Raw genomic sequence first — 20,785 nt, 5'->3', positions numbered from 1 at the left:
CCGCGCCGCCCGGCACCGCTTCTTCGGACGCACCCTCCCCGTACCCGCCGACCCGGCACGGGTGCTGGAGATCGACGACCCGCACGACCTCGCCCGGGCGCGCCTCCTCGCGCCCCTGTTCGACACCCCGCAAGACACACCCCAAGGCACCCCGCAAGACACCCCACGCACCGAGCGAAGGACACCACCCGCCATGACGGTCGCCACCACCGAACCCCGCCTCCGCACCTTCGGCCCGCGCGTCGCCGGCCCCGGCCGGCCCGTCTACGTCGTCGGCGAGATCGGCATCAACCACAACGGCGACCTCGGCACCGCCTTCGCCCTGATCGACGCCGCGGCCGAAGCCGGATGCGACGCCGTCAAGTTCCAGAAGCGCACCCCCGAGATCTGCACCCCCCGTGACCAGTGGGACGTGGAACGCGACACCCCCTGGGGCCGGATGACGTACATCGACTACCGCCACCGCGTCGAGTTCGGCGAGGCCGACTACCTCGCCATCGACGAGCACTGCGCCCGGCGCGGCATCGCCTGGTTCGCCTCCCCCTGGGACACCGAGGCCGTCGCCTTCCTGGAGAAGTTCGACCCGCCCGCCCACAAGGTGGCCTCCGCCTGCCTCACCGACGACGAACTGCTGCGCACCCTGCGCGCCACCGGCCGCACCGTCGTCCTCTCCACCGGGATGTCCACGCCCAAGCAGATCCGGCACGCCGTCGAGGTGCTCGGCAGCGACGGCATCCTGCTCTGCCACGCGACCTCGACCTACCCGGCCAAGGCCGAGGAGCTCAACCTGCGGGTGATCAACACGCTCCAGGAGGAGTACCCCAACGTCCCGATCGGCTACTCCGGCCACGAGACCGGCCTCCAGACCACCCTGGCGGCCGTCGCCCTCGGCGCCACCTTCGTCGAGCGGCACATCACCCTCGACCGGGCCATGTGGGGCTCCGACCAGGCCGCCTCCGTCGAGCCCGGCGGCCTCGCCCGCCTGGTCCGCGACATCCGCACCATCGAGACCGCCCTCGGCGACGGCGTCAAGCGCGTCTACCCCTCCGAACTCGGCCCCATGAAGAAGCTCCGCCGCGTCCAGGGCCCCTTGGCCGCCCTCCCCGCCCCGGCCGCCATCTGACCCGTCCGGCCCCTCCACCTCCCCCGAGCGGAGTACGTGGTGCACCCTTCCGTCCCCACCCTGGCCCTCGTGGAGAGCCCGGTCCAGCTGCTCAACGTGCTGGAGTGGGCACACGCCCGGCGCGGGCGCGATCCCCTGCTGACCGCCGTCCCGGCCCAGCCCGGGCCCCTCGCCGAGCGCCGCCGGCCCGACCCGCGCACGGCCGCCGACCGGCTGCGGATCGTCGTCCTGCCCCCCATCGACCCCATGTCCCGGGGACAGCTGCGCCGGGTCGCCGGGATCGCCCGCGACGAGGGGTACGCCGTCCACTGGCAGGAGGCCCGCGGCGGCTCCGGCGCCGCCCTGCGGGCCCTGGCCGCCCTCGGCCCGGCCGTGCGCCGCGCCGGGCGGATCGTGGTCGGCGACCCCTTCTCCCGCTTCGTCCAGCTGCTGCTGACCCCGGCCGGGGCCGCCGAACTGGTCGTCGTCGACGACGGCACCGCCACCATGGAGTTCGTCGCGCAGCTCGCCCGCGGCGAGCGGCTGCGCCGCTGGCACCGCACCGGCGGCGGCCCCGTGTCCCGGGCGCGGGAACTCGCGTACGCACCGGTCTCCGGCGCGGCCCGGCGCCGGCTGCGGCCGGGGGAGGGGCGCCGCGTCGAGCTGTTCACCTCGATGCCGGTCACCCCGCTGCCCGGGACCGAGCTGCGGGTCAACGACTTCGCCTGGACCCGCGCCCGCTTCGGCCCGCCCCGCCTGACCAAGGGCACCGACCTCGTCGGCACTTCCCTGGTGGAGACCGGCGTCGTCGACCCGGCCCGCTACCTGGAGGCCGTGTGCGCCCTGACCAGGGAGCACGGCGTGACCCGGTACTTCGCGCACCGCCGCGAGACGCCGGAGAAGCTGCGCGCGCTGAGCGGGGCGACCGGGCTGGAGATCGTACGGCCGGACCTGCCGCTGGAACTGATCGCCCGTCGGGGACCGGTGGGACGTACGATCGTCAGCTTTCCGTCCACGGTCGTCCACACGCTGCCGTACGCGCTCACCGGCACTGGCGTGACGGTGGCCGTTTGCGGTATCGACCCCGCCTGGCTCGCCCCGGGTGCCTCCCCCCGGGCCCGGGGCTTCCTCGCGGGCGTCACCGACACCGCTCGTGATGTGCGCAGACTCCCCGCCCGGAGCGCCCCAGCGGCCGGATGAGCGCGCGAGTTTACCCCCGGCCGCAACCGGTCATGCGTCCAGAGGCCGCTTTTCTTTCCCCTAAGGGCATGAACTTTTGGTGATCTCCGGACAGTTGACCCATCCGTGCGCCTACCCTTCAACGGGTGAACCAGTTGATGTCCCGCGAGCCCCAGACCGCCCTGCCCGGCAAGCCTGTCCGGCCCGAGCTGCCCGGCAAGCTGCCGGACCGGCTCCGTGCCGAACTGATCGCCTTCCGCCGGGACTTGCACATGCACCCCGAGCTAGGACACCAGGAGTTCCGTACCACCGCGGCGATCAAGGCCCGGCTGGAGAAGGCCGGCCTGCGACCACGCGTCCTGAAGTCCGGCACCGGGCTCATCTGTGACGTCGGTACCTGGGACGGGGGACGGCCGATGCTGGCCCTGCGCGCGGACATCGACGCCCTGCCCATCCCGGACGCCAAGACGCACGTCTCGTACCGCTCCACCTACCCGGACCGCGCCCACGCCTGCGGGCACGACGTCCACACCACCGTCGTCCTCGGCGCCGGCCTGGTCCTCGCCGAGCTCGACCGGCAGGGTCTGCTGCCCCGGCCGGTGCGGCTGCTGTTCCAGCCGGCCGAGGAGGTGCTGCCGGGCGGGGCGACCGAGGCCATCGAGTCCGGGGTGCTGGACGGCGTCGGCAAGATCATCGCGGTGCACTGCGACCCCCGGGTCGACGCGGGCATGATCGGCCTGAGGCCCGGCCCCATCACCTCGGCCTGTGACCGCCTGGAGGTCACCCTCGACGGCCCGGGCGGCCACACCGCCCGCCCGCACCTGACCACCGACATGGTGACGGCCGCCGCGCGGGTCGCCATCGACGTGCCGGCCCTGCTGGCCCGCCGGATGGACGCCCGCTCGGGCATGTCCGTCACCTGGGGCCGGATCGAGTCCGGGCACGCCTGCAACGTCGTCCCGATGCACGCCGAGCTCTCCGGCACGGTCCGCTGCCTCGACCTCAACGCCTGGTACGAGGCCCCCGACATGATCCACGCGGCGATCGACGAGGTCGCCACGATGCACGGGGCCAAGTTCGAGATCAACCACGTGCGCGGCGTGCCGCCGGTGGTCAACGACCCGGTGGTCACCGAACTGCTCCGGGAGGCCATGGGCGCCCGGTGCGGCTCCGGGTCGGTGGAGGACACCGAGCAGAGCCTCGGCGGCGAGGACTTCTCCTGGTACCTGGAGCACGTCCCCGGCGCCATGGCCCGCCTCGGCGTCCGCCGCCCGGGCGACACCGCCAAGCGGGACCTGCACCGTGGCGATTTCGACGTCGACGAGTCCTCGATCGGTTACGGCGTCGAGTTCTTCACGGCCGCCGCCCTGCTCGACGGACGCCGCAACGGGGCCGTCACATCAAAGATCGGGTAAAGCTCCATACAACACCGGCGGGTCTCCTGTCGGCGCCGTCCAGCCCTTGGTACACAAGGGCTGGACGCCTGTCCCGTTACCGATCGGTCACTGTCCGGTTCACGACGATCCGATAACGACTCATGAACGGGCCTTTAACTGACATCTACGCGCGTTACGATCGCCGCGAAACCAGCGCCGGTCGTGGCGCTTCGGTCAGGTTTTGAAGGAGCCTCCCCTTGCGCCGGATCACCAGGATCGCCACCGTGGGCATCGCGTCCGCGGCGCTGGCCCTCTCGGCCACCGCCTGTGGCGGAAAGAAGTCCTCGGACAGCCCCTCCTCCGACGGCAGCGCGTCGTCCTCGGCCGCGGGCGCGGCCATCGCGTACGACATCGGCGGCCGTGGCGACCAGTCGTTCAACGACGCCGCCTTCGCGGGCCTGGAGAGGGCCGAGAAGGACCTGAAGATCAAGACCGCCGAGGCGGAGCCCACCGAGGGCGAGAGCGAGGCCGACAAGGTCCAGCGCCTCACCGAGCTGGCGCGCAAGGGCAACAACCCGGTCATCGGCGTCGGCTTCGCCTACGCGCCGGCCATCAAGAAGGTCGCGGCGAAGTTCCCGAACACCACGTTCGGCATCATCGACGACACCTCGGTGACCGAGAAGAACATCGCCAACCTGGTCTTCAACGAGGAGCAGGGCTCCTACCTGGCCGGCGTCGCCGCCGCCAAGGCGTCGAAGAGCGGCACGGTCGGCTTCATCGGCGGTGTCGAGGTTCCGCTGATCAAGAAGTTCGAGGCGGGCTTCACCCAGGGCGTCAAGGACACCAACCCCAACGCCAAGGTACTGAGCAAGTACCTCTCCCAGCCGCCGGACTTCGGTGGCTTCGCCAAGCCCGACCTGGGCAAGGCCGCCGCCAAGGGCCAGATCGACGCCGGTGCCGACGTGGTCTACGCCGCCGCCGGTCTCGCCGGCTCGGGCGCCATCGAGGCCGCCGCGACCTCCGGCAAGTGGGCCATCGGTGTCGACTCCGACCAGTACAACCAGGCCGGCCTGTCGAAGTACAAGGACAAGATCCTGACCTCGGTCACCAAGGACGTGTCCGACGCGGTCTACAACCTGATCAAGTCGGTCAAGGACGGCAAGCCGGAGTCCGGTGAGGTCCGCTACGGCCTGGACAAGGACGGCGTCGGCCTGGCCGACTCCAACCCCGAGTACAAGAACATGGCCGACCTGATCGCCGCGGTGGACAAGGCGAAGGCCGACATCATCGCGAAGAAGATCACCGTCAAGACCACGCCGTAACGGCCTGTCTGACGCTCGACGCGGTCTCCGGGGTCCGGGTAGCGGTCTCAACCGCTCCGGACCCCGAACCGCGTCTTCGCCCCTAGTCCGTGCTGACTTGTGGCCACTTGGCCGCAAGTTTTCACTTCCGACAGTGCTACGCGCGTAGAGGCATCGTGGACGCGATACCTTCTCTCCCCGCCCTGTCCTCCTGCCGAGCCAACTGGCTTTTCCAGCTCCTTCCGCGCCAAGGAGAGTGCGTCATCAACGCGTCCAGCCCCCCTCTCGCCGTAGAACTGCACGGCATCACCAAGCGTTTCCCCGGCGTCGTCGCCAACAAGGACATCGCCATCTCCGTCCGCAAGGGCACGGTCCACGCCCTCATCGGCGAGAACGGTGCCGGCAAGTCGACCCTGATGAAGATCCTCTACGGCATGCAGAAGCCGGACGAGGGCACCATCGCCATCGACGGGGAGCAGGTCTCCTTCAACAACCCTGGTGAGGCCATCGCCCGCGGCATCGGCATGGTGCACCAGCACTTCATGCTCGCCGACAACCTCACCGTCCTGGAGAACGTCGTCCTCGGCGGCGAGAAGCTCTACGGCATCGGCTCCAAGGCCCGCAAGAAGATCAAGGAGATCTCGGACGCGTACGGCCTCGGCGTGCGCCCCGACGCCCTGATCGAGGACCTCGGTGTCGCCGACCGCCAGCGCGTGGAGATCCTCAAGGTCCTCTACCGCGGTGCCAAGACCCTCATCCTCGACGAGCCGACCGCCGTGCTCGTGCCGCAGGAAGTGGACGCGCTCTTCGACAACCTGCGCGAGCTCAAGGCCGAGGGCCTCACGGTCATCTTCATCTCGCACAAGCTGGGCGAGATCCTGAAGGTCGCCGACGACATCACCGTCATCCGCCGCGGCACCACGGTCGGCACCGCCGACCCGAAGACCGCGACGACCAAGCAGCTCGCCGAGCTGATGGTCGGCAGCGAGCTGCCCTCGCCGGAGACCCGCGAGTCCACGGTCACCACGACCCCCATGCTGAAGGTCGACGGCCTGACCGTCGCCGACGCGGGTGCCGTCGTGACCCCCGAGACCTCCACGAGCGCCCTCGGCGACTCCGACACCGACCTCCGCGAGCCCGCCGTGGCCGGCCGCCTGCTGCTCGACGGGATCACCTTCACGATCCACAAGGGCGAGGTCCTCGGCATCGCCGGTGTCGAGGGCAACGGCCAGACGGAGCTGATCGAGGCCCTCATGGGCATGATCAGCCCCGACGCGGGCGTCATCACCCTCGACGGCGCCGACATCACCAAGACCCCGGTGCGCAAGCGCCGCGAGGGCGGCATCGGCTACATCCCCGAGGACCGCCACCGCCACGGCCTGCTGCTGGAGTCCCCGCTCTGGGAGAACCGCATCCTCGGCCACGTCACCGAGGCGCCCAACTCCAAGCGCGGCATCCTCGACCCGAAGGCCGCCCGCAAGGACACCGAGCGGATCGTGCGCGAGTACGACGTCCGCACGCCCGGCATCGACGTCACCGCGGCCTCGCTCTCCGGCGGCAACCAGCAGAAGCTGATCGTCGGCCGCGAGATGAGCCACAACCCGAAGTTCCTCATCGCCGCCCACCCCACGCGCGGTGTGGACGTCGGCGCGCAGGCGCAGATCTGGGACGCGATCCGCGAGGCCCGCCGCGAGGGCCTCGCCGTGCTGCTGATCTCCGCCGACCTGGACGAGCTGATCGGCCTGTCCGACACGCTCCGCGTCATCTACCGCGGCCGCCTGGTCGCGGACGCCGACCCGGCGACGATCACCCCCGAGGAGCTCGGCACCGCCATGACCGGCGCCGCCACCGGGCACCTGGAAGCCACTGACGACCACTCCGCCGAGGTCGACGGCGACACGACGGAGGACGAGGCCCGATGAAGAAATTCGACAAGGACCGGCTGCTTCTCGGCTTCGCCGGACCCGCGCTGGCACTGGTCAGCGCCTTCGTACTCAGCATGATCGTGCTGGCCGCGTCGGGCGTCGACCCGATCGAGCCGCTGCGCATCATGATCGAACAGTCCGGCTACGAGGACGTGCAGGTCCTCATCGTGAACCAGGCCGGCACGTACTACCTGGCAGCCCTGGCCGTCGCCATCGGCTTCCGGATGAACCTCTTCAACATCGGTGTGGACGGCCAGTACCGCCTCGCCGCGATGGTCAGCGCCCTGGTCGGCGCGGCGGTCACGCTGCCCGGCCCGCTGCACATCCTGGTGATCGTGCTCGTCGCCATGCTCGTCGGCGCCTTCTGGTCCGGCATCGCGGGCATCCTGAAGGCCAAGCGCGGCGTCAGCGAGGTCGTCTCGACGATCATGCTCAACGCCATCGCGACCTCCCTGATCGCCTGGCTGATCCTGCCCAAGAACCTCGGTGTGCAGCCCGTCGGCTCCAACGACCTGACCACCGGTGACATCCCGGAGTCGGGCTGGTTCCCCGGCGTCGACCTCGGCGACGGCATGGAGATCTACGGCTTCACGTTCATCGCCTTCGCGCTGGGCATCGTCTACTGGTTCGTGCTCAACCGCACCCGCTTCGGCTTCGACCTGCGCGCCACCGGCGCCAGCGAGTCCGCCGCCCAGGCCTCCGGTGTGGACGCCAAGAAGATGATCATGACCTCGATGCTGCTCTCGGGCGCCGTCGCCGGTCTGGTCAGCATGCCGCTGCTGCTGGGCGAGTCCCACACGTACAACCTCTCCTTCCCGGCGGGCATCGGCTTCACCGGCATCACCATCGCGCTGCTCGGCCGCAACAACCCGGTCGGCATCTTCTTCGCCGCGCTGCTGATCGCCTTCATCGACAAGGCGTCCGCCGGCCTCGACACGGCCGGCTACGCCAAGGAAATCGGCACGATCATGAAGGGCCTCATCGTGGTCGCCGTGGTCGTCAGCTACGAGCTCGTCCGCCGCTACGGCATCCGCCGCCAGCAGCAGAAGGTCGGCGAGGAGCTGGCCGCCGGCCACGCCATCAAGACCGAGAAGGAGGTCGCGGCGTGAGCGCCAGCACCGTTTCCACGACGAAAGCCGCGCCCAAGCCGGGCGGCCGCCGCAAGCTCACCCTGCCCTGGATCCTGCTGATCATCGCGGGCGGCCTCGCGCTGGTCTCGCTGGTCCGGGTCATCTCCGGCGCGAACGACCTGACCTCCGTCGGCCAGGTCTCCGGCGCCCTCCAGCTCGCCGTGCCGATCGGCCTCGCGGGCCTCGGCGGCCTCTGGGCCGAGCGGGCCGGCGTGGTCAACATCGGCCTCGAAGGCATGATGATCCTCGGCACCTGGTTCGGTGCCTGGGCCGGCTACCAGTGGGGTCCCTGGACCGGCGTCCTGATGGGCATCGTCGGCGGCGCCATCGGCGGCCTGCTGCACGCGATCATCACGGTCACCTTCAACGTCAACCACATCGTCTCCGGTGTGGCGGTCACCATCCTGGCGACGGGCTTCACCCAGTACCTGTCGAACTTCACCTTCGACAAGGCCGAGGGCGGCTCCTCCAAGCAGTCCCCGCGCATCGAGCCCATCACCGAGATCACCATCCCGGGGCTCTCCAGCGGACTGGAAAGCCTCCAGGCCAAGCACTGGTTCCTGGTCTCGGACATCGGCGGCGTCCTCGGCGGCCTGGTCACGCACCTGTCGCTGCTGACCATCGTCGCCGTGCTGCTGATCCCCGCCACCTGGTGGGTGCTCTGGCGCACCGCCTTCGGCCTGCGCCTGCGCTCCTGCGGTGAGAACCCGGTCGCGGCGGAGTCCCTCGGCGTCAACGTCTACAAGTACAAGTACATCGCCGTGATCGTCTCCGGCGGCCTGGCCGGCCTCGGCGGCGCGTTCCTCGCGATCGTCTCCACCGGCATCTACCAGGAGGGCCAGACCGGCGGCCGCGGCTACATCGGTCTCGCCGCGATGATCTTCGGCAACTGGATGCCGGGCGGCATGGCGCTGGGCGCGGGCCTCTTCGGCTTCACCGACAGCCTCAAGCTGCGCGGCGGCGCCGAGAACGTCCACGCGATGCTGCTGCTGATCGCCATCCTGCTGGTGATCTCCGTCGGCTGGCAGCTGTACAAGAAGAAGTACGTCCAGGCCGGTGTCGCCGCCGTCTGCGCCGCCGGGCTCTTCGCCTGGTACGTGGCCACCGACCAGGTGCCCAGCCAGTTCGTGGACGCCGCCCCGTACGTCACCACCCTGCTGGTGCTCGCACTGTCGGCGCAGCGCCTGCGGATGCCGAAGGCGGACGGCATGCCGTACCGCAAGGGCCAGGGCAAGTGACCCCGGCCCCGGCGGTGGACTGGGAAGCCCTGCGGACGGCCGCCCGGGACGCGATGACCCGGGCGTACGCCCCCTACTCGGGCTTCCCGGTCGGGGTCGCGGCCCTGGTCGACGACGGCCGGACCATCACCGGCTGCAACGTCGAGAACGCGAGCTACGGACTCGGCCTGTGCGCCGAGTGCGGCCTGGTCTCCTCCCTCCAGGCCACCGGCGGCGGCCGCCTCACGCACTTCACGTGCGTGGACGGCAAGGGCGAGATCCTCGTACCGTGCGGGCGCTGCCGCCAGCTGCTCTACGAGTTCGGCGGCCCGGAGCTCCTGGTGGAGACACCGGACGGGATCCTGCCGCTGAGCGAGATGCTGCCGCAGGCCTTCGGGCCCGACCACCTGAGATAGCCGTACGACGGCCCTCCGCCCTGCCGGGCGGAGGGCCGTCGCCGCTCTCGCCGCCTCCTCGAAAACTCCTTGAACCTCTCTCCCCCCTCATCTCTATGCGCGTAGAAGGAAGTCACCTCATGGACGTCATCTCCGTCATCCGGACCAAGCGGGACCGCGGTGAGCTGAGCCCCGAGCAGATCGACTGGGTCATCGACGCCTACACCCGCGGCATCGTGGCCGACGAGCAGATGTCGGCGCTCGCCATGGCCATCCTGCTGAACGGCATGAACCGTGCCGAGATCGCCCGCTGGACCGCCGCGATGATCGCCTCCGGCGAGCGGATGAACTTCGACTCCCTCTCCCGCCCCACCGCCGACAAGCACTCCACCGGCGGCGTCGGCGACAAGATCACCCTCCCGCTCGCCCCGCTCGTCGCCGCCTGCGGCGCGGCCGTGCCCCAGCTGTCCGGCCGCGGCCTCGGCCACACCGGCGGCACCCTCGACAAGCTGGAGTCCATCCCCGGCTGGCGGGCCCTGCTCTCCAACGAGGAGATGCTGAACGTCCTCGACACCACCGGCGCCGTCATCTGCGCGGCCGGCGACGGCCTGGCCCCGGCGGACAAGAAGCTCTACGCCCTGCGCGACGTCACGGGCACCGTCGAGGCCATCCCGCTGATCGCCTCCTCGATCATGTCGAAGAAGATCGCCGAGGGCACCGGCTCCCTCGTCCTCGACGTGAAGGTCGGCTCCGGCGCCTTCATGAAGAACATCGAGGACGCCCGCGAGCTGGCCTCCACCATGGTGGCCCTGGGCACCGACAGCGGCGTCAAGACGATCGCCCTGCTCACCGACATGTCCACCCCGCTCGGCCTGACCGCGGGCAACGCGCTGGAGGTCCGCGAGTCCGTCGAGGTCCTCGCCGGCGGCGGCCCGGCCGATGTGGTCGAGCTGACCATCGCGCTGGCGCAGGAGATGCTGACGGCCGCCGGCATCAAGGACGCCGACCCGGCGAAGGCCCTCGCCGACGGCTCCGCCATGGACGTGTGGCGCCGGATGATCTCCGCCCAGGGCGGCGACCCGGACGCGGCCCTGCCGGTGGCCCGCGAGCAGCACGTGGTCACCGCCTCCGCCTCGGGCGTCCTGACCCGCCTCGACGCGTACGCGGTCGGCGTCGGCGCCTGGCGCCTGGGCGCGGGCCGCGCCCGCAAGGAGGACCCGGTCCAGGCGGGCGCGGGCATCGAGCTGCACGCGAAGCCGGGCGACACGGTCACGGCCGGCCAGCCGCTGATGACCCTGCACACGGACACCCCGGAGAAGTTCGAGTACGCCCTGGCCTCCCTGGAGGGCTGCCACGACATCGCCCCGGCGGGCACGGAGTTCTCGGCGAAGCCGATCGTCCTGGACCGCATCGCCTGACCTGCCCCTCCCCACCCTTCACCCTCCCCCAGCGCTAGCTGGGGGAGGGTCTGGGGGCGGAGCCCCCAGGGGGTCCGGGGCGCAGCCCCGGGGAACGGGCGAAGGGCGGGTAGGGGGCTCGCCCCGCGCAGCGGCTCCGCACCGCCCCACCGCAGCGGCAGGGCCCCACCACCGATGAGTTACGCGGCAGCGGACGGTCATCCCCCCGTGGAGACCAGAACCCTGGCCCTGGAAGGGCCCCGACCGGACGTCCCCGCCCTCTGCGCCCGCGTCAGCGAGGCCTGCCGCGACGGACCGGTGACCTGTGACGTCCGCCGCGTCGGGACGCCCACCCTCGCCACCGTCGACGCCCTCGCCCGCATGGCGCTCACCGCCCGCCGCCACGGCACCCCCTTCAGGGTCACCGGCGCCGACGCCCGGCTACGCGCCCTGCTCCACCTCGTCGGCCTCGCCCAACTCCTCGGGCAGCCCGAACAGCGGGAACCACCGGGCGGTGTCCAGGAAGGCGTTCAGCCCGACGATCCGCCCCTCTGACACCTCCAGCACCTGCAGCGCCCACGGCACGTGCCCGGGCAGGCCGTCCTCCCGCGGACGGTACTGCCCGAAGGCCGGCAGCCCGTTCGCCGTGGTCGGGACCAGCCGCGAGCCCTTGCAGCCGATGCCCTGGTTCAGGTGCCACGCGGCGATGTCCGCGTGACCCCGCAGCCACAGGTCGAACGGCGGCATCGACAGCACCGCGTCCTCGTGCAGCAGCTCGGTGAGCCGCGAGATGTCGTACGCCTCGAAGGCCGACAGGTACTGCTCCAGCAGCTTCGCCTGCTCCGCGTCCAGCGGGTCCTTCGGCTCGCTCGGCCGCAGCTCCTGCCCCGACAGCGTCGCCCGCGCCCGCTGGAGCGCGCTGTTCACCGACGCCACCGAGGTCTCCAGGAGCTGCGCGACCTCGTCCGCCTTCCAGGCCAGCACCTCCCGCAGGATCAGTACGGCCCGCTGCTTCGCCGGCAGGTGCTGGAGGGCCGCCACGAAGGCCAGCCGGACGGACTCCTTCGCCAGCGCCAGCTCCGCGGGGTCGGCGGTCTGCGGCAGCACCCGCCCGTCCGGCACCGGCTCCAGCCAGGTCACCTCGGGCCGCTCGTTGAGCACGGCGGAGGCCTGGTGCTGCGGCGCGGACAGGTCCATCGGACGGGCCCGCTTGTTCCCCGCCTTCAGCAGGTCCAGGCAGACGTTGGTGGCGATCCGGTACAGCCACGACCGCAGCGACGAACGCCCCTCGAACTTCTCGTGGGCCCGCCAGGCACGGACGTACGTGTCCTGCACCGCGTCCTCGGCGTCGAAGGACGAGCCGAGCATCCGGTAGCAGTAGCCGGTCAGCTCGACGCGGTAGCGGTCCATCGCCGCGTCGAGTTCCGGTGAAGAGGTAGCAAGGTCGCTCATGGCCGCCGTCCCCCAGGTGGTTTCCGTCCCTTCGGAAACTACCCGAGGGGTCCGACAACGGCAGCCGGAGCGGGCGCCGACGGTCAGGTCCCGGGCTTGCGCCCGTACACGTAGACGTCCTCGCCGTTGCCCAGCATGCTCCAGTACGCCTTCGCGTCGGTCGTCGTCATGTTCACGCAGCCGCCCGAACCCGGCGGGTTCCACATGCTCTTGGTGACCGAGTGGAAGGCGATGCCCCCGTCGAAGAACTGCGAGTAGGGCATGTAGACGTTGTAGATCGTCGACCAGTGGTTGATGGACCGGTAGTAGATCTTCTTCAGGCCCGTCCGCGTCGGCGTCTCCGCCTTGCCGGTGCGCACCGGCACCGGACCGTACTTCAGCGCCGTCCCGTCCTGGATCCAGCTGAGCTGGCGGGTCAGGTCGACGCACGCGATCCGCCCCAGGTTGGTGGGGCACTTCCCCTCGGCGTTCGGGTTCTTGCCCGCCGCCCGCTGGGCCAGCATCGTGCTCATCGTCTGCCAGGTCAGCGGTCCGGCGTACCCCATGGTCGGGGTGATCCCGTGGGTGGCCTGGAAGGACTGGATCGCCGTGCAGTCGGCCGCCGACTGCACCCCGTCCACCGGCCGCCCGAGGAACTGCTCGACCTGCCGCTGATAGGGCCCGGTGGTCACGTTGCAGGCGGCGGCCTGAGCCGTACCGCCCCCCACGACCACCAGGGGCGCCGCCAGCGCCAGAGCCCCGCCGAACACCACCGCAGCCCGCCGCCGCGCGCGTACGCGTATCGCCGCCATCCGGTCCTCCCCTGCCGCGCCCGCACCGTGGGGGCGCCAATGCCTCCCAAGCTAGAGCGAGTTGCGCACGCCGCACAGACCTTGAACGGAGTTGGCCGGTGCGGGTCCGCCGAGGTACGCCGGCGGACCGTTCCGGGACGGTCGGCAGGGGTCAGCGGGCCGCCGCGGCGCGGGTGGCCGGGGCGAGCAGCCGGCGCCGTTCGGCGCGGGCGGCGTGGGACCCGTACAGGGTGATCGAGACGACGCCCAGCACCGCCAGCAGCGCGATGCCGACCGTGGCCGCCCACCCCGAGGCGTGGTACGCCAGCGCGCCCAGGGTGCCGCCCGCGCTGGAGCCGAGGTAGTACGCGGACTGGTACAGCGCCGAGGCCTGCGCCCGGCCCGTCTTCGCCGTCCGGCTCACCGCCGCCGACGCCACCGCGTGCCCCGCGAAGAACCCGGCCGTGATCAGGACCAGCCCCGGCAGGACCAGCCACAGCGAGTCGCCGAGCGACAGCAGCAGCCCCAGCGCGGTCGTGGTCACCGCCAGGTACAGCGCCCCGCGCCGGCCCGCCCGGGCCACCAGCTGCCCGGCCGCCGCCGAGGAGACCGTACCCACCAGGTAGACCAGGAAGACCGACCCGACCACGCCCTGTCCCAGCGAGAACGGGGCGTCCACCAGCCGGTACCCGATGACCGTGTACACGGCCCCGAACACGGTCATGAACAGCGCGCCGATCCCGTACAGCCGCAGCAGCAGCGGATCCCGCAGGTGGCCGGCGACCGTACGTCCCACCGCGCGCGGGTTCAGCGAGGCGGGCCGGAAGAACCGCGCCCGGGGCAGCAGCACCAGGAAGGCCACCGCGCAGACCAGCGCCATCACGCCGACGGCCAGCAGCCCGCCGCGCCAGCCCCACAGCTGCGCACCCCAGCCGGTGACGATGCGGCCGCTCATGCCGCCGATGGAATTGCCGGCCACGAACAGGCCGATCGCCCCGACCAGCGCCTTGGGCCGGACCTCCTCCGCCAGGTACGCCATCGCGGAGGCGGGGATCCCGGCGATCGCCGCGCCCTGCACCGCGCGCAGCGCCACCAGCCACTCCAGGCTCGGCGCGAACGGCACCAGCAGGCCGACGCCGACGGCGACCACCATCGAGCAGGTCATCATCCGGGTCCGCCCGAACCGCTCGGACAGCGCGCTGAGCGGCAGCACGAACAGGGCGAGCGCCCCGGTGGCCGCGGACACCGTCCAGCTGGCCTGACCGGCCGTCACGCCGAAACCGGCGGAGACCGCGGGCAGCAGGGCCTGGGTGGAGTAGAGGAGGGCGAAGGTCGCCAGTCCGGCGGCGAAGAGCGCGAGGCTCATCCGGCGGTGGCCGGGGCGGCCGGGGGAGAGGGGCTCGGGGGACGACGGGGTGGAGGCACCCGTGATGACAGGTGCCCCGGTATGAGCGGGAGGCATACATCGACCGTAGGCCCCCCTTTTTCATGCGTCCAATGCACAAAACACGGATAATCAATCCACCCACGCATCACCCGAGCTCACGCGGTCGGATATCAATGAACCGTTACGAAGAAGACATGGCTGTGACACAAGGCCTGGCCCCCCGCCTCGCCCAGTTCGTCGCGGTCGCCCGGCACGAGCACGTCACCCGCGCCGCCCACGAGCTGGGCGTGCCGCAGTCCACCCTGTCCCGGGCGATGGTCCGCCTCGAACAGGACCTGGGGGTCGCGCTGTTCGCCCGCAAGGGCCGCACCGTCGCCCTCACCACCGCAGGCCGCACCTTCCTCGCCTCCGCCGAGCAGGCCCTCGAAGGGATCGCCCGCGCCGCCGGATCCGTCCAGCAGGACGCCGACCCGTCCTTCGGCAAGGTCGCGTTCGGCTTCCTGCACACCCTGGGCCCCGAGACCGTGCCCGCACTGATCCGCGCCTTCCGCGCCGACCATCCCCGGGTCCGCTTCGCCCTGGTCCAGAACTACGGCGAGGCCATGCTGGAGAAGCTCCGCGCCGGAGAACTCGACCTCTGCCTGACCTCGCCCGTACCCGACGCCCCCGACCTGGTCGCCCGCCGCCTCGACGAGCAGCGGCTGCGCCTGGTCGTTCCGGACGACCACCGCCTCGCCGGCCGCAAGCGCATCCGCCTCGCCGAGGCCGCGGAGGAAACCTTCGTCACCCTGGAGGCCGGCTACGGGCTGCGCCGGATCACCGACGACCTCTGCGCGGAGGCGGGCTTCACTCCCCGGGTCGCCTTCGAGGGCGAGGAGGCCGAGACCCTGCGCGGCCTGGTCGCGGCGGGCCTGGGCGTGGCCCTCCTCCCACCGCCCCCCGTCCCCCGCCCGGGCGTGGTCGAACTGACGGTGACGGCGCCGCGGGCGGTCCGCGAGATCGGCGTGGCCTGGCTGGACGGCCACCCCGACACCCCACCGGTGGCGGCGTTCAAACGCTTCCTCCTGTCCCGCCGGGGCCGCCTGATCCCGGAGCTGGAGCCGCCGGCCTAGCCCGGCGGGCCGCTCGGCCCGTCGGCTCCAAGGCCCTCGTCCGGGCGGTGGGATCTGGCCGCCGCGGACAGCAAGTACCCGGCCTGGAAACGGGACTTGGCGCCGACCGCGCGCATGATCTCCGCGATGTGGCGTTGGCAGGTGCGTTCCGACATGCCGAGGCGGCGGGCGATCACCTTGTCCTCCAGGCCGTCCGACAGCAGTCGGACGATGGTCTGGCGGAGCTCGTCCGAGACCGCGCGGGCCGCCTCCGGGCCGACGCTCGTGGGGAAGGGCTGCGCGCCGAGCCAGGAGCGTTCGAAGGCCGCCGTCATGAAGTGCACGACGCTCGGCTCCCGCACCACCAGTGCCGCCCCCTGCCGGTCCGGTACCGCCATCAGGCCGGTGTGCGCGTCGAAGATCAGCATCCGCATCAGCCCGTCGCCGAGGGTGCGCACCTGGGCCCCCAGTGCGGTGACCCGTTCGACGTACGCCGCCGTCGGGCGGGAGTAGCGTGCCGTGTGCTGGTAGATCGTGCGCATCCGGACCCCGCGCGTCAGCAGCGACTCGTCCCGCCCGACCGCCTCCTCCAGGGTCTCCTGCGGCCGGCCGCCGCCCGGCTGCGAGGTCAGCAGTTCCCGTTCGCACCCCGCCACCAGCTCGGTGATCAGCCCGCGCACCGCGCCGAGGTCGGTCACCAGCTCCAGCCGCCCCGACCCGCTCAGGTCCCGGTGCGCGGCCCCCGCCTCGTACGCGGGCACCAGCGCCTCCAGCCGCCCGCGCAGCCGGTCCATCTCGTCGTGGGTCTCCCGTACGAGCAGCGCCAGCGGGGCCAGCGCGCGGGCCGCCGCCGCTCGGGGCGCGACCGCGCACCACCGCTCGGGGCCGTCGCCGTCGGGGACCCGCTGGAGCAGGTGCGCGGCGGCCAGCTCGGTGACGGCCGCCCCCGCGCGGGCCCCGAGGGCGGTGGTGGCCTCGGCGGCGGTGAAGGCGTGCCGGTCGACGGCGTACGCGTACAGGCGCCGGGCCGCGGGGCTCAGGTCTTCGGGGTTTCCGGAAGGTGCGTCGGCAGCGGCGTCGGCAGCGTCGTCGGCGTCGGCATCGGCTGGAGCTGGCATATGCACATTCGTCCCTGCCTGTCCCCGTTCGTAAACCCCTCAGGTTCCCGCAAGGCGACAAGCCGACACCCGGACGACGGCTTCCGGCATATGCCGAACCGGCACAGTGGACCCACGACGCGCGGCCGCGCCGCCCGGGGCCATCCGACCGAGAGGGGACGGAACGGCCGGCCCCGGAGTTCCGGCGCGGCCCGTGGCGCGTTCCGCTCAGGCCTGCTGCGCGTAGTTTCCGAAGCCCGTCCAGTCCACCGCCACGCACGGCTCGTCGCCGAGCACCCACGCGTCGTGCCCCGGGGCGATCTGCATGAGGTCCCCGGGGCCGTACTCGGCGGTCTCGCCGTCGTCCATCACGACGTGCATCCGGCCGCTGACCACGTACCCCGTGTGCGCCGACTGGCAGCTGTCCGTGCCCGCCAGCGGCTTGATGTGCTCGGACCACTTCCAGCCCGGCTCGAAGACCGCGCGCCCGACCGGCCCGCCGTCCGTCTGGATCAGGTCCAGCCTGCCCTTGCCGTCGGCGAACGGCCTCGTCTCGTCCGCGCTGTCGAAGCTCCTGCGCACTATTCCGGCCATGGTTGACCGCCTCCCGGAGAGCACCCCGAGCGGGCCCCGAGTCCAGTCCTCACTCTACGCCCGACCCCGCTCCCGTTCAGCCCCGCAGCGACCGCCCGAAACCCGAGGCCAGCGGCATCCGCAGACCCAGCGGCGGCGGCGCCGCCAGCGCGTCCACGACCGGCCGCGAGTACCGGCCCGAGAACATCGCGCCGAGTACGAAGTCCACCGCCAGCGCCACCACTTCCGAGCGGTGCTCCCGCAGCCCGTGGCCGTCCGAGTGCACCTCGAACCGGCAGGTAGAACGATTCGCCTTCTTCGCCCGCGCCGCCAGCCGGAAGGAGGACTCCGGGTCGCTGCGCGCGTCGTTCGTGCCGTGCACGATGAGCACCTGGCGCCCCGCGAGCTGTTTCACCGGTTCAGGGGAGCCCGCGTCCGCGCCCTCCGCTAAGCAAGGGGCCATCACCACCACCGAGTTGACGGCCTCGTGCCCCGCCGCCCGCAGCGCAGCCCCGCCGCCCGCGCCGAAGCCGGCCAGGCACACCGGGACGTCCCCGTACAGCCGCACCGCCTCGTCCGCCGCCCACGCGGCGGCCTCCTCCCGGGGCCCGGCCCCGTGCACCACCGTGTGCGCCACCAGCCCCTGCGCCCCGCCCGCCCGGGCCAGCGCCCGCGCGAGCGGGCGTACCGGACCGGGGGCGAATCGGGACGCTCCGGGAAGCAGGAGCACCACACCACTGACCGTCGAGACCGAGCCGTTCGCGCCGGCCGCCCGCCCCAGGCGGGCCCCGCGCGCCGGCGGCGCATGCTGTGCCATGGCGGAACAGTCTCAGACTGACAGGTGTACGCCACCCGTCCGTACGGTCTCTGTTACATATCGACCCCTGCGGCCGACGCGCTGCTCTACGCGCGTAGGAGTAGAGTGCCGGGATGACGAGCGAGACCCCCAACCTGCCCACTCCGGACCAGATCCGCCGCTCCCCGAAGGTGCTGCTGCACGACCACCTCGACGGTGGACTGCGCCCCGGGACCATCATCGAGCTGGCGGCCCAGGTCGGCTACGACAAGCTGCCCGAGACCGACGCCGACAAGCTGGGCGTCTGGTTCCGTGACGCCGCGGACTCCGGCTCCCTCCCGCGCTACCTGGAGACGTTCGCGCACACCTGCGCCGTCATGCAGACGAAGGAGGCCCTCTTCCGGGTCGCCGCGGAGTGCGCCGAGGACCTGGCCGAGGACGGCGTCGTGTACGCCGAGATCCGCTACGCCCCCGAGCAGCACCTCGAAGCCGGCCTGACCCTCGAAGAGGTCGTCGAGGCCGTGAACGACGGCTTCCGCGAGGGCGAGCGCCGCGCCAAGGCCAACGGCCACCGGATCCGCATCGGCGCCCTGCTGACCGCCATGCGCCACGCGGCCCGCGCGCTGGAGATCGCCGAGCTGGCCAACCGCTACCGCGACAACGGCGTGGTCGGCTTCGACATCGCCGGCGCCGAGGCCGGGTTCCCCCCCACCCGCCACCTCGACGCCTTCGAGTACCTCAAGCGCGAGAACAACCACTTCACCATCCACGCGGGCGAGGCCTTCGGCCTCCCGTCGATCTGGCAGGCCCTGCAGTGGTGCGGCGCCGACCGCCTCGGCCACGGCGTGAAGATCATCGACGACATCGAGGTCGCCGAGGACGGTTCCGTGAAGCTGGGCCGCCTGGCCTCCTACGTCCGGGACAAGCGCATCCCCCTGGAGATGTGCCCCACCTCCAACCTGCAGACCGCCGCGGCCGCCTCGTACGCCGAGCACCCCATCGGCCTGCTGCGCAAGCTGCACTTCCGGCTGACGGTCAACACCGACAACCGCCTGATGAGCGGCACCAGCATGAGCCGCGAGTTCGAGCACCTGGTCGACACCTTCGGCTACTCGCTCGACGACATGCAGTGGTTCACCGTCAATGCCATGAAGTCCGCGTTCATTCCTTTCGATGAACGACTCGCGATGATCAACGACGTGATCAAGCCGGGCTATGCGGAGCTGAAGTCCGAATGGCTGTTCCGGCAGACCGCTTCCACCAGCGGAACTGTCTCGGCCTAGGCCACGGGCTGACCCACGGAAAGCGTCCGGGAGAATCAACTCCCGGACGCTTTCTCGTATTTAAGGATGTTTGCGGGAGGGGGTTTGAAGTGGCTAGTTTGCGGAGCCGCTCAGTTCCCCGTCGCAAGGACGATTTTTCATGAAGCAGTCTGCTGCCAAGTCCCTCGGTGTCGCTGTGATTGGTGCCGCCCTCGCCGCGGGCGCCGCGGGCACCGCCTCCGCATCGGCGCTCCCCGCCGCCAGCCTGACGGACACCCTCGGCTCCCTGACCAGCGCCACCAGCTCCCTCACCGACCAGACGCAGCAGTCGGCGCAGGGGGGCGAGGCCACCGACGCCGCCGCCCCCGTCGGCCAGCTGCTCGGCGGCCTGGCCCCGGTGGCCGGCCCGCTCGGCGCCCTCGGCTGACCCGAGACCGGCGAAATCGCACGCACGTGCACGTGGCGCACGCCCCTTCGAGGAGGTGTGCGCCGCGTCGCGCGGTGTGCCACGATCTCCACCAACTGCCCGCCGACTCCCGGGGTATGAGGTTCGGTCATGCGCATCACGGCTCGATTCACGGCGCCTGCGACGAGGTTCGCGCTGCTCCCCGCCCTGCTCCTCGGAGCGGTCGCCTGCGGCAGCGGTACGGAGACCTCCGCGCCCGGGAAGACCCCCGACCCCAAGGGCTCCGCGGCCGCGCGCCCCTCGGGCGCGCCCGGCGCCCCGGCGTCCCCCGCCGCGCCCAAGGCCAAGGACGCGAGCCTGGAGCGGGCCGCCCTCGTCCAGGGTGACCTCGCCGGCTACCAGGTCTCCGCGCAGGGGAAGAACCCGAACGCCCCCGACGGGCAGCCGCAGTCCGACAAGAAGGCCTGCCAGCCGCTCGCCGACGTCATGGGCGACAAGCCCGACCCGGCCGCCCACGAGACGGTCAACCGCGGCATCGGCTCCCAGAAGCAGGTGGGACTCGCGGTCTCCGCCTCCGTCAGCTCCTACGGGGAGGCCGAGGCCAAGCGGGTCCTCGCCCGGCTGCGCGAGGCGGTCGCGGCCTGCGCCACGGGCTTCACCGCCACCGTCGAGAAGCAGACCGGCCGCTACCGGGACGTGAAGGCCGTCCCCTACAAGACGGCCGGCGACGAGACGGTCAGCTGGACCACGACCGCCACCGCCCAGGGCGTCTCGGCGCCGGTCCACCTGGTCGTCGTACGCCAGGGCGACCGGATCGTGCGGCTGATGGCCCTGAACGTGGCCGCCGCGGACCAGAAGGCGCTGGTCCCGCAGGAAGTCGCCGACAAGCAGCTCGAAAAGGTCAGGAAGGCCGGCTGAGTCCCGCCGGA

At 71.7% G+C, this 20,785-nt stretch carries 20 protein-coding genes; 14 read left to right on the top strand and 6 right to left on the bottom strand.

From position 1 onward, the window contains the following. Nucleotides 1–193: 193 nt before the first annotated feature. From ACZ518_RS04345 to ACZ518_RS04300, 10 genes are all read left to right on the top strand, one after another. Complete coding sequence (locus ACZ518_RS04345; RefSeq protein ID WP_469111680.1) at nucleotides 194–1,123, top strand: N-acetylneuraminate synthase family protein; 930 nt, start codon at nucleotides 194–196, stop codon at nucleotides 1,121–1,123. Between the two features lie 39 nt (nucleotides 1,124–1,162). After that, the gene (locus ACZ518_RS04340) at nucleotides 1,163–2,302 is read left to right on the top strand and encodes a hypothetical protein (protein ID WP_469111499.1); all 1,140 of its coding nucleotides are present in this window, start codon (nucleotides 1,163–1,165) and stop codon (nucleotides 2,300–2,302) included. 137 nt (nucleotides 2,303–2,439) lie between these two features. After that, nucleotides 2,440–3,696, top strand: coding sequence for an amidohydrolase (locus ACZ518_RS04335; RefSeq protein ID WP_469111679.1), 1,257 nt, complete (start codon nucleotides 2,440–2,442; stop codon nucleotides 3,694–3,696). 218 nt (nucleotides 3,697–3,914) lie between these two features. Beyond that, nucleotides 3,915–4,979 carry a BMP family lipoprotein gene (locus ACZ518_RS04330; protein ID WP_469111498.1) on the top strand — a complete coding sequence of 355 codons (1,065 nt, stop codon included), beginning with the start codon at nucleotides 3,915–3,917 and terminating at the stop codon, nucleotides 4,977–4,979. Between the two features lie 242 nt (nucleotides 4,980–5,221). Then, the gene (locus ACZ518_RS04325) at nucleotides 5,222–6,880 is read left to right on the top strand and encodes an ABC transporter ATP-binding protein (protein WP_469111678.1); all 1,659 of its coding nucleotides are present in this window, start codon (nucleotides 5,222–5,224) and stop codon (nucleotides 6,878–6,880) included. Further along, nucleotides 6,877–7,992, top strand: a complete 1,116-nt coding sequence (locus ACZ518_RS04320; protein ID WP_469111497.1) for an ABC transporter permease — start codon at nucleotides 6,877–6,879, stop codon at nucleotides 7,990–7,992. Before ACZ518_RS04325 ends, ACZ518_RS04320 begins: the two co-directional genes overlap by 4 nt. After that, nucleotides 7,989–9,251 carry an ABC transporter permease gene (locus ACZ518_RS04315; protein WP_469111496.1) on the top strand — a complete coding sequence of 421 codons (1,263 nt, stop codon included), beginning with the start codon at nucleotides 7,989–7,991 and terminating at the stop codon, nucleotides 9,249–9,251. The genes ACZ518_RS04320 and ACZ518_RS04315 overlap by 4 nt, the downstream gene beginning before the upstream one ends. Further along, nucleotides 9,248–9,646 (top strand): cytidine deaminase, encoded by a 399-nt coding sequence (locus tag ACZ518_RS04310; RefSeq protein WP_469111495.1) that lies wholly within the window; start codon nucleotides 9,248–9,250, stop codon nucleotides 9,644–9,646. The genes ACZ518_RS04315 and ACZ518_RS04310 overlap by 4 nt, the downstream gene beginning before the upstream one ends. A 119-nt stretch (nucleotides 9,647–9,765) precedes the next feature. Further along, entirely contained in the window at nucleotides 9,766–11,043 is a 1,278-nt protein-coding gene (locus ACZ518_RS04305) for a thymidine phosphorylase (protein WP_469111494.1), read from the top strand. A gap of 207 nt (nucleotides 11,044–11,250) precedes the next feature. Then, nucleotides 11,251–11,577, top strand: coding sequence for an STAS domain-containing protein (locus ACZ518_RS04300; RefSeq protein ID WP_469111493.1), 327 nt, complete (start codon nucleotides 11,251–11,253; stop codon nucleotides 11,575–11,577). Here the strand turns inward: ACZ518_RS04300 and ACZ518_RS04295 are convergent. The 3 genes from ACZ518_RS04295 to ACZ518_RS04285 all read right to left on the bottom strand — a co-directional run bounded on the left by ACZ518_RS04295 (nucleotide 11,464) and on the right by ACZ518_RS04285 (nucleotide 14,706). Continuing rightward, a complete protein-coding gene (locus tag ACZ518_RS04295) occupies nucleotides 11,464–12,474 on the bottom strand; it encodes a sigma-70 family RNA polymerase sigma factor (RefSeq protein WP_469111492.1) in 1,011 nt (336 codons plus the stop codon). The two genes, ACZ518_RS04300 and ACZ518_RS04295, sit on opposite strands and share 114 nt — an antisense overlap. Before the next feature lie 83 nt (nucleotides 12,475–12,557). Next, entirely contained in the window at nucleotides 12,558–13,265 is a 708-nt protein-coding gene (locus ACZ518_RS04290; protein ID WP_469111491.1) for a L,D-transpeptidase family protein, read from the bottom strand. A 151-nt stretch (nucleotides 13,266–13,416) separates the two neighbouring features. Further along, the gene (locus ACZ518_RS04285) at nucleotides 13,417–14,706 is read right to left on the bottom strand and encodes an MFS transporter (protein ID WP_469111490.1); all 1,290 of its coding nucleotides are present in this window, start codon (nucleotides 14,704–14,706) and stop codon (nucleotides 13,417–13,419) included. Between the two features lie 98 nt (nucleotides 14,707–14,804). Between ACZ518_RS04285 and ACZ518_RS04280 the strand changes: the two genes are divergently transcribed. Then, complete coding sequence (locus ACZ518_RS04280; RefSeq protein ID WP_469111489.1) at nucleotides 14,805–15,743, top strand: LysR family transcriptional regulator; 939 nt, start codon at nucleotides 14,805–14,807, stop codon at nucleotides 15,741–15,743. Here the strand turns inward: ACZ518_RS04280 and ACZ518_RS04275 are convergent. The 3 genes from ACZ518_RS04275 to ACZ518_RS04265 all read right to left on the bottom strand — a co-directional run bounded on the left by ACZ518_RS04275 (nucleotide 15,740) and on the right by ACZ518_RS04265 (nucleotide 18,209). Beyond that, nucleotides 15,740–16,840 carry a helix-turn-helix transcriptional regulator gene (locus tag ACZ518_RS04275; RefSeq protein WP_469111488.1) on the bottom strand — a complete coding sequence of 367 codons (1,101 nt, stop codon included), beginning with the start codon at nucleotides 16,838–16,840 and terminating at the stop codon, nucleotides 15,740–15,742. The two genes, ACZ518_RS04280 and ACZ518_RS04275, sit on opposite strands and share 4 nt — an antisense overlap. A gap of 207 nt (nucleotides 16,841–17,047) precedes the next feature. After that, nucleotides 17,048–17,413, bottom strand: coding sequence for a cupin domain-containing protein (locus tag ACZ518_RS04270; protein WP_469111487.1), 366 nt, complete (start codon nucleotides 17,411–17,413; stop codon nucleotides 17,048–17,050). 76 nt (nucleotides 17,414–17,489) lie between these two features. After that, a complete protein-coding gene (locus tag ACZ518_RS04265) occupies nucleotides 17,490–18,209 on the bottom strand; it encodes an alpha/beta hydrolase (RefSeq protein ID WP_469111486.1) in 720 nt (239 codons plus the stop codon). A 113-nt stretch (nucleotides 18,210–18,322) separates the two neighbouring features. Here ACZ518_RS04265 and ACZ518_RS04260 point away from each other — a divergent pair, with 113 nt between their 5' ends. From ACZ518_RS04260 to ACZ518_RS04250, 3 genes are all read left to right on the top strand, one after another. After that, nucleotides 18,323–19,471 carry an adenosine deaminase gene (locus ACZ518_RS04260; RefSeq protein WP_469111485.1) on the top strand — a complete coding sequence of 383 codons (1,149 nt, stop codon included), beginning with the start codon at nucleotides 18,323–18,325 and terminating at the stop codon, nucleotides 19,469–19,471. A 139-nt stretch (nucleotides 19,472–19,610) separates the two neighbouring features. After that, on the top strand, nucleotides 19,611–19,877 hold the full coding sequence (locus ACZ518_RS04255) for a hypothetical protein (protein WP_469111484.1): 267 nt from the start codon (nucleotides 19,611–19,613) through the stop codon (nucleotides 19,875–19,877). Nucleotides 19,878–20,006: 129 nt separating this feature from the next. Further along, nucleotides 20,007–20,774, top strand: coding sequence for a hypothetical protein (locus ACZ518_RS04250; RefSeq protein ID WP_469111483.1), 768 nt, complete (start codon nucleotides 20,007–20,009; stop codon nucleotides 20,772–20,774). Nucleotides 20,775–20,785 lie beyond the last annotated feature (11 nt).

Source organism: Streptomyces sp. NPDC033966 (assembly GCF_055575955.1).
The sequence above is the reverse complement of the archived record's forward strand: the minus strand, read 5'-3'. Positions and strand labels throughout refer to the sequence as shown.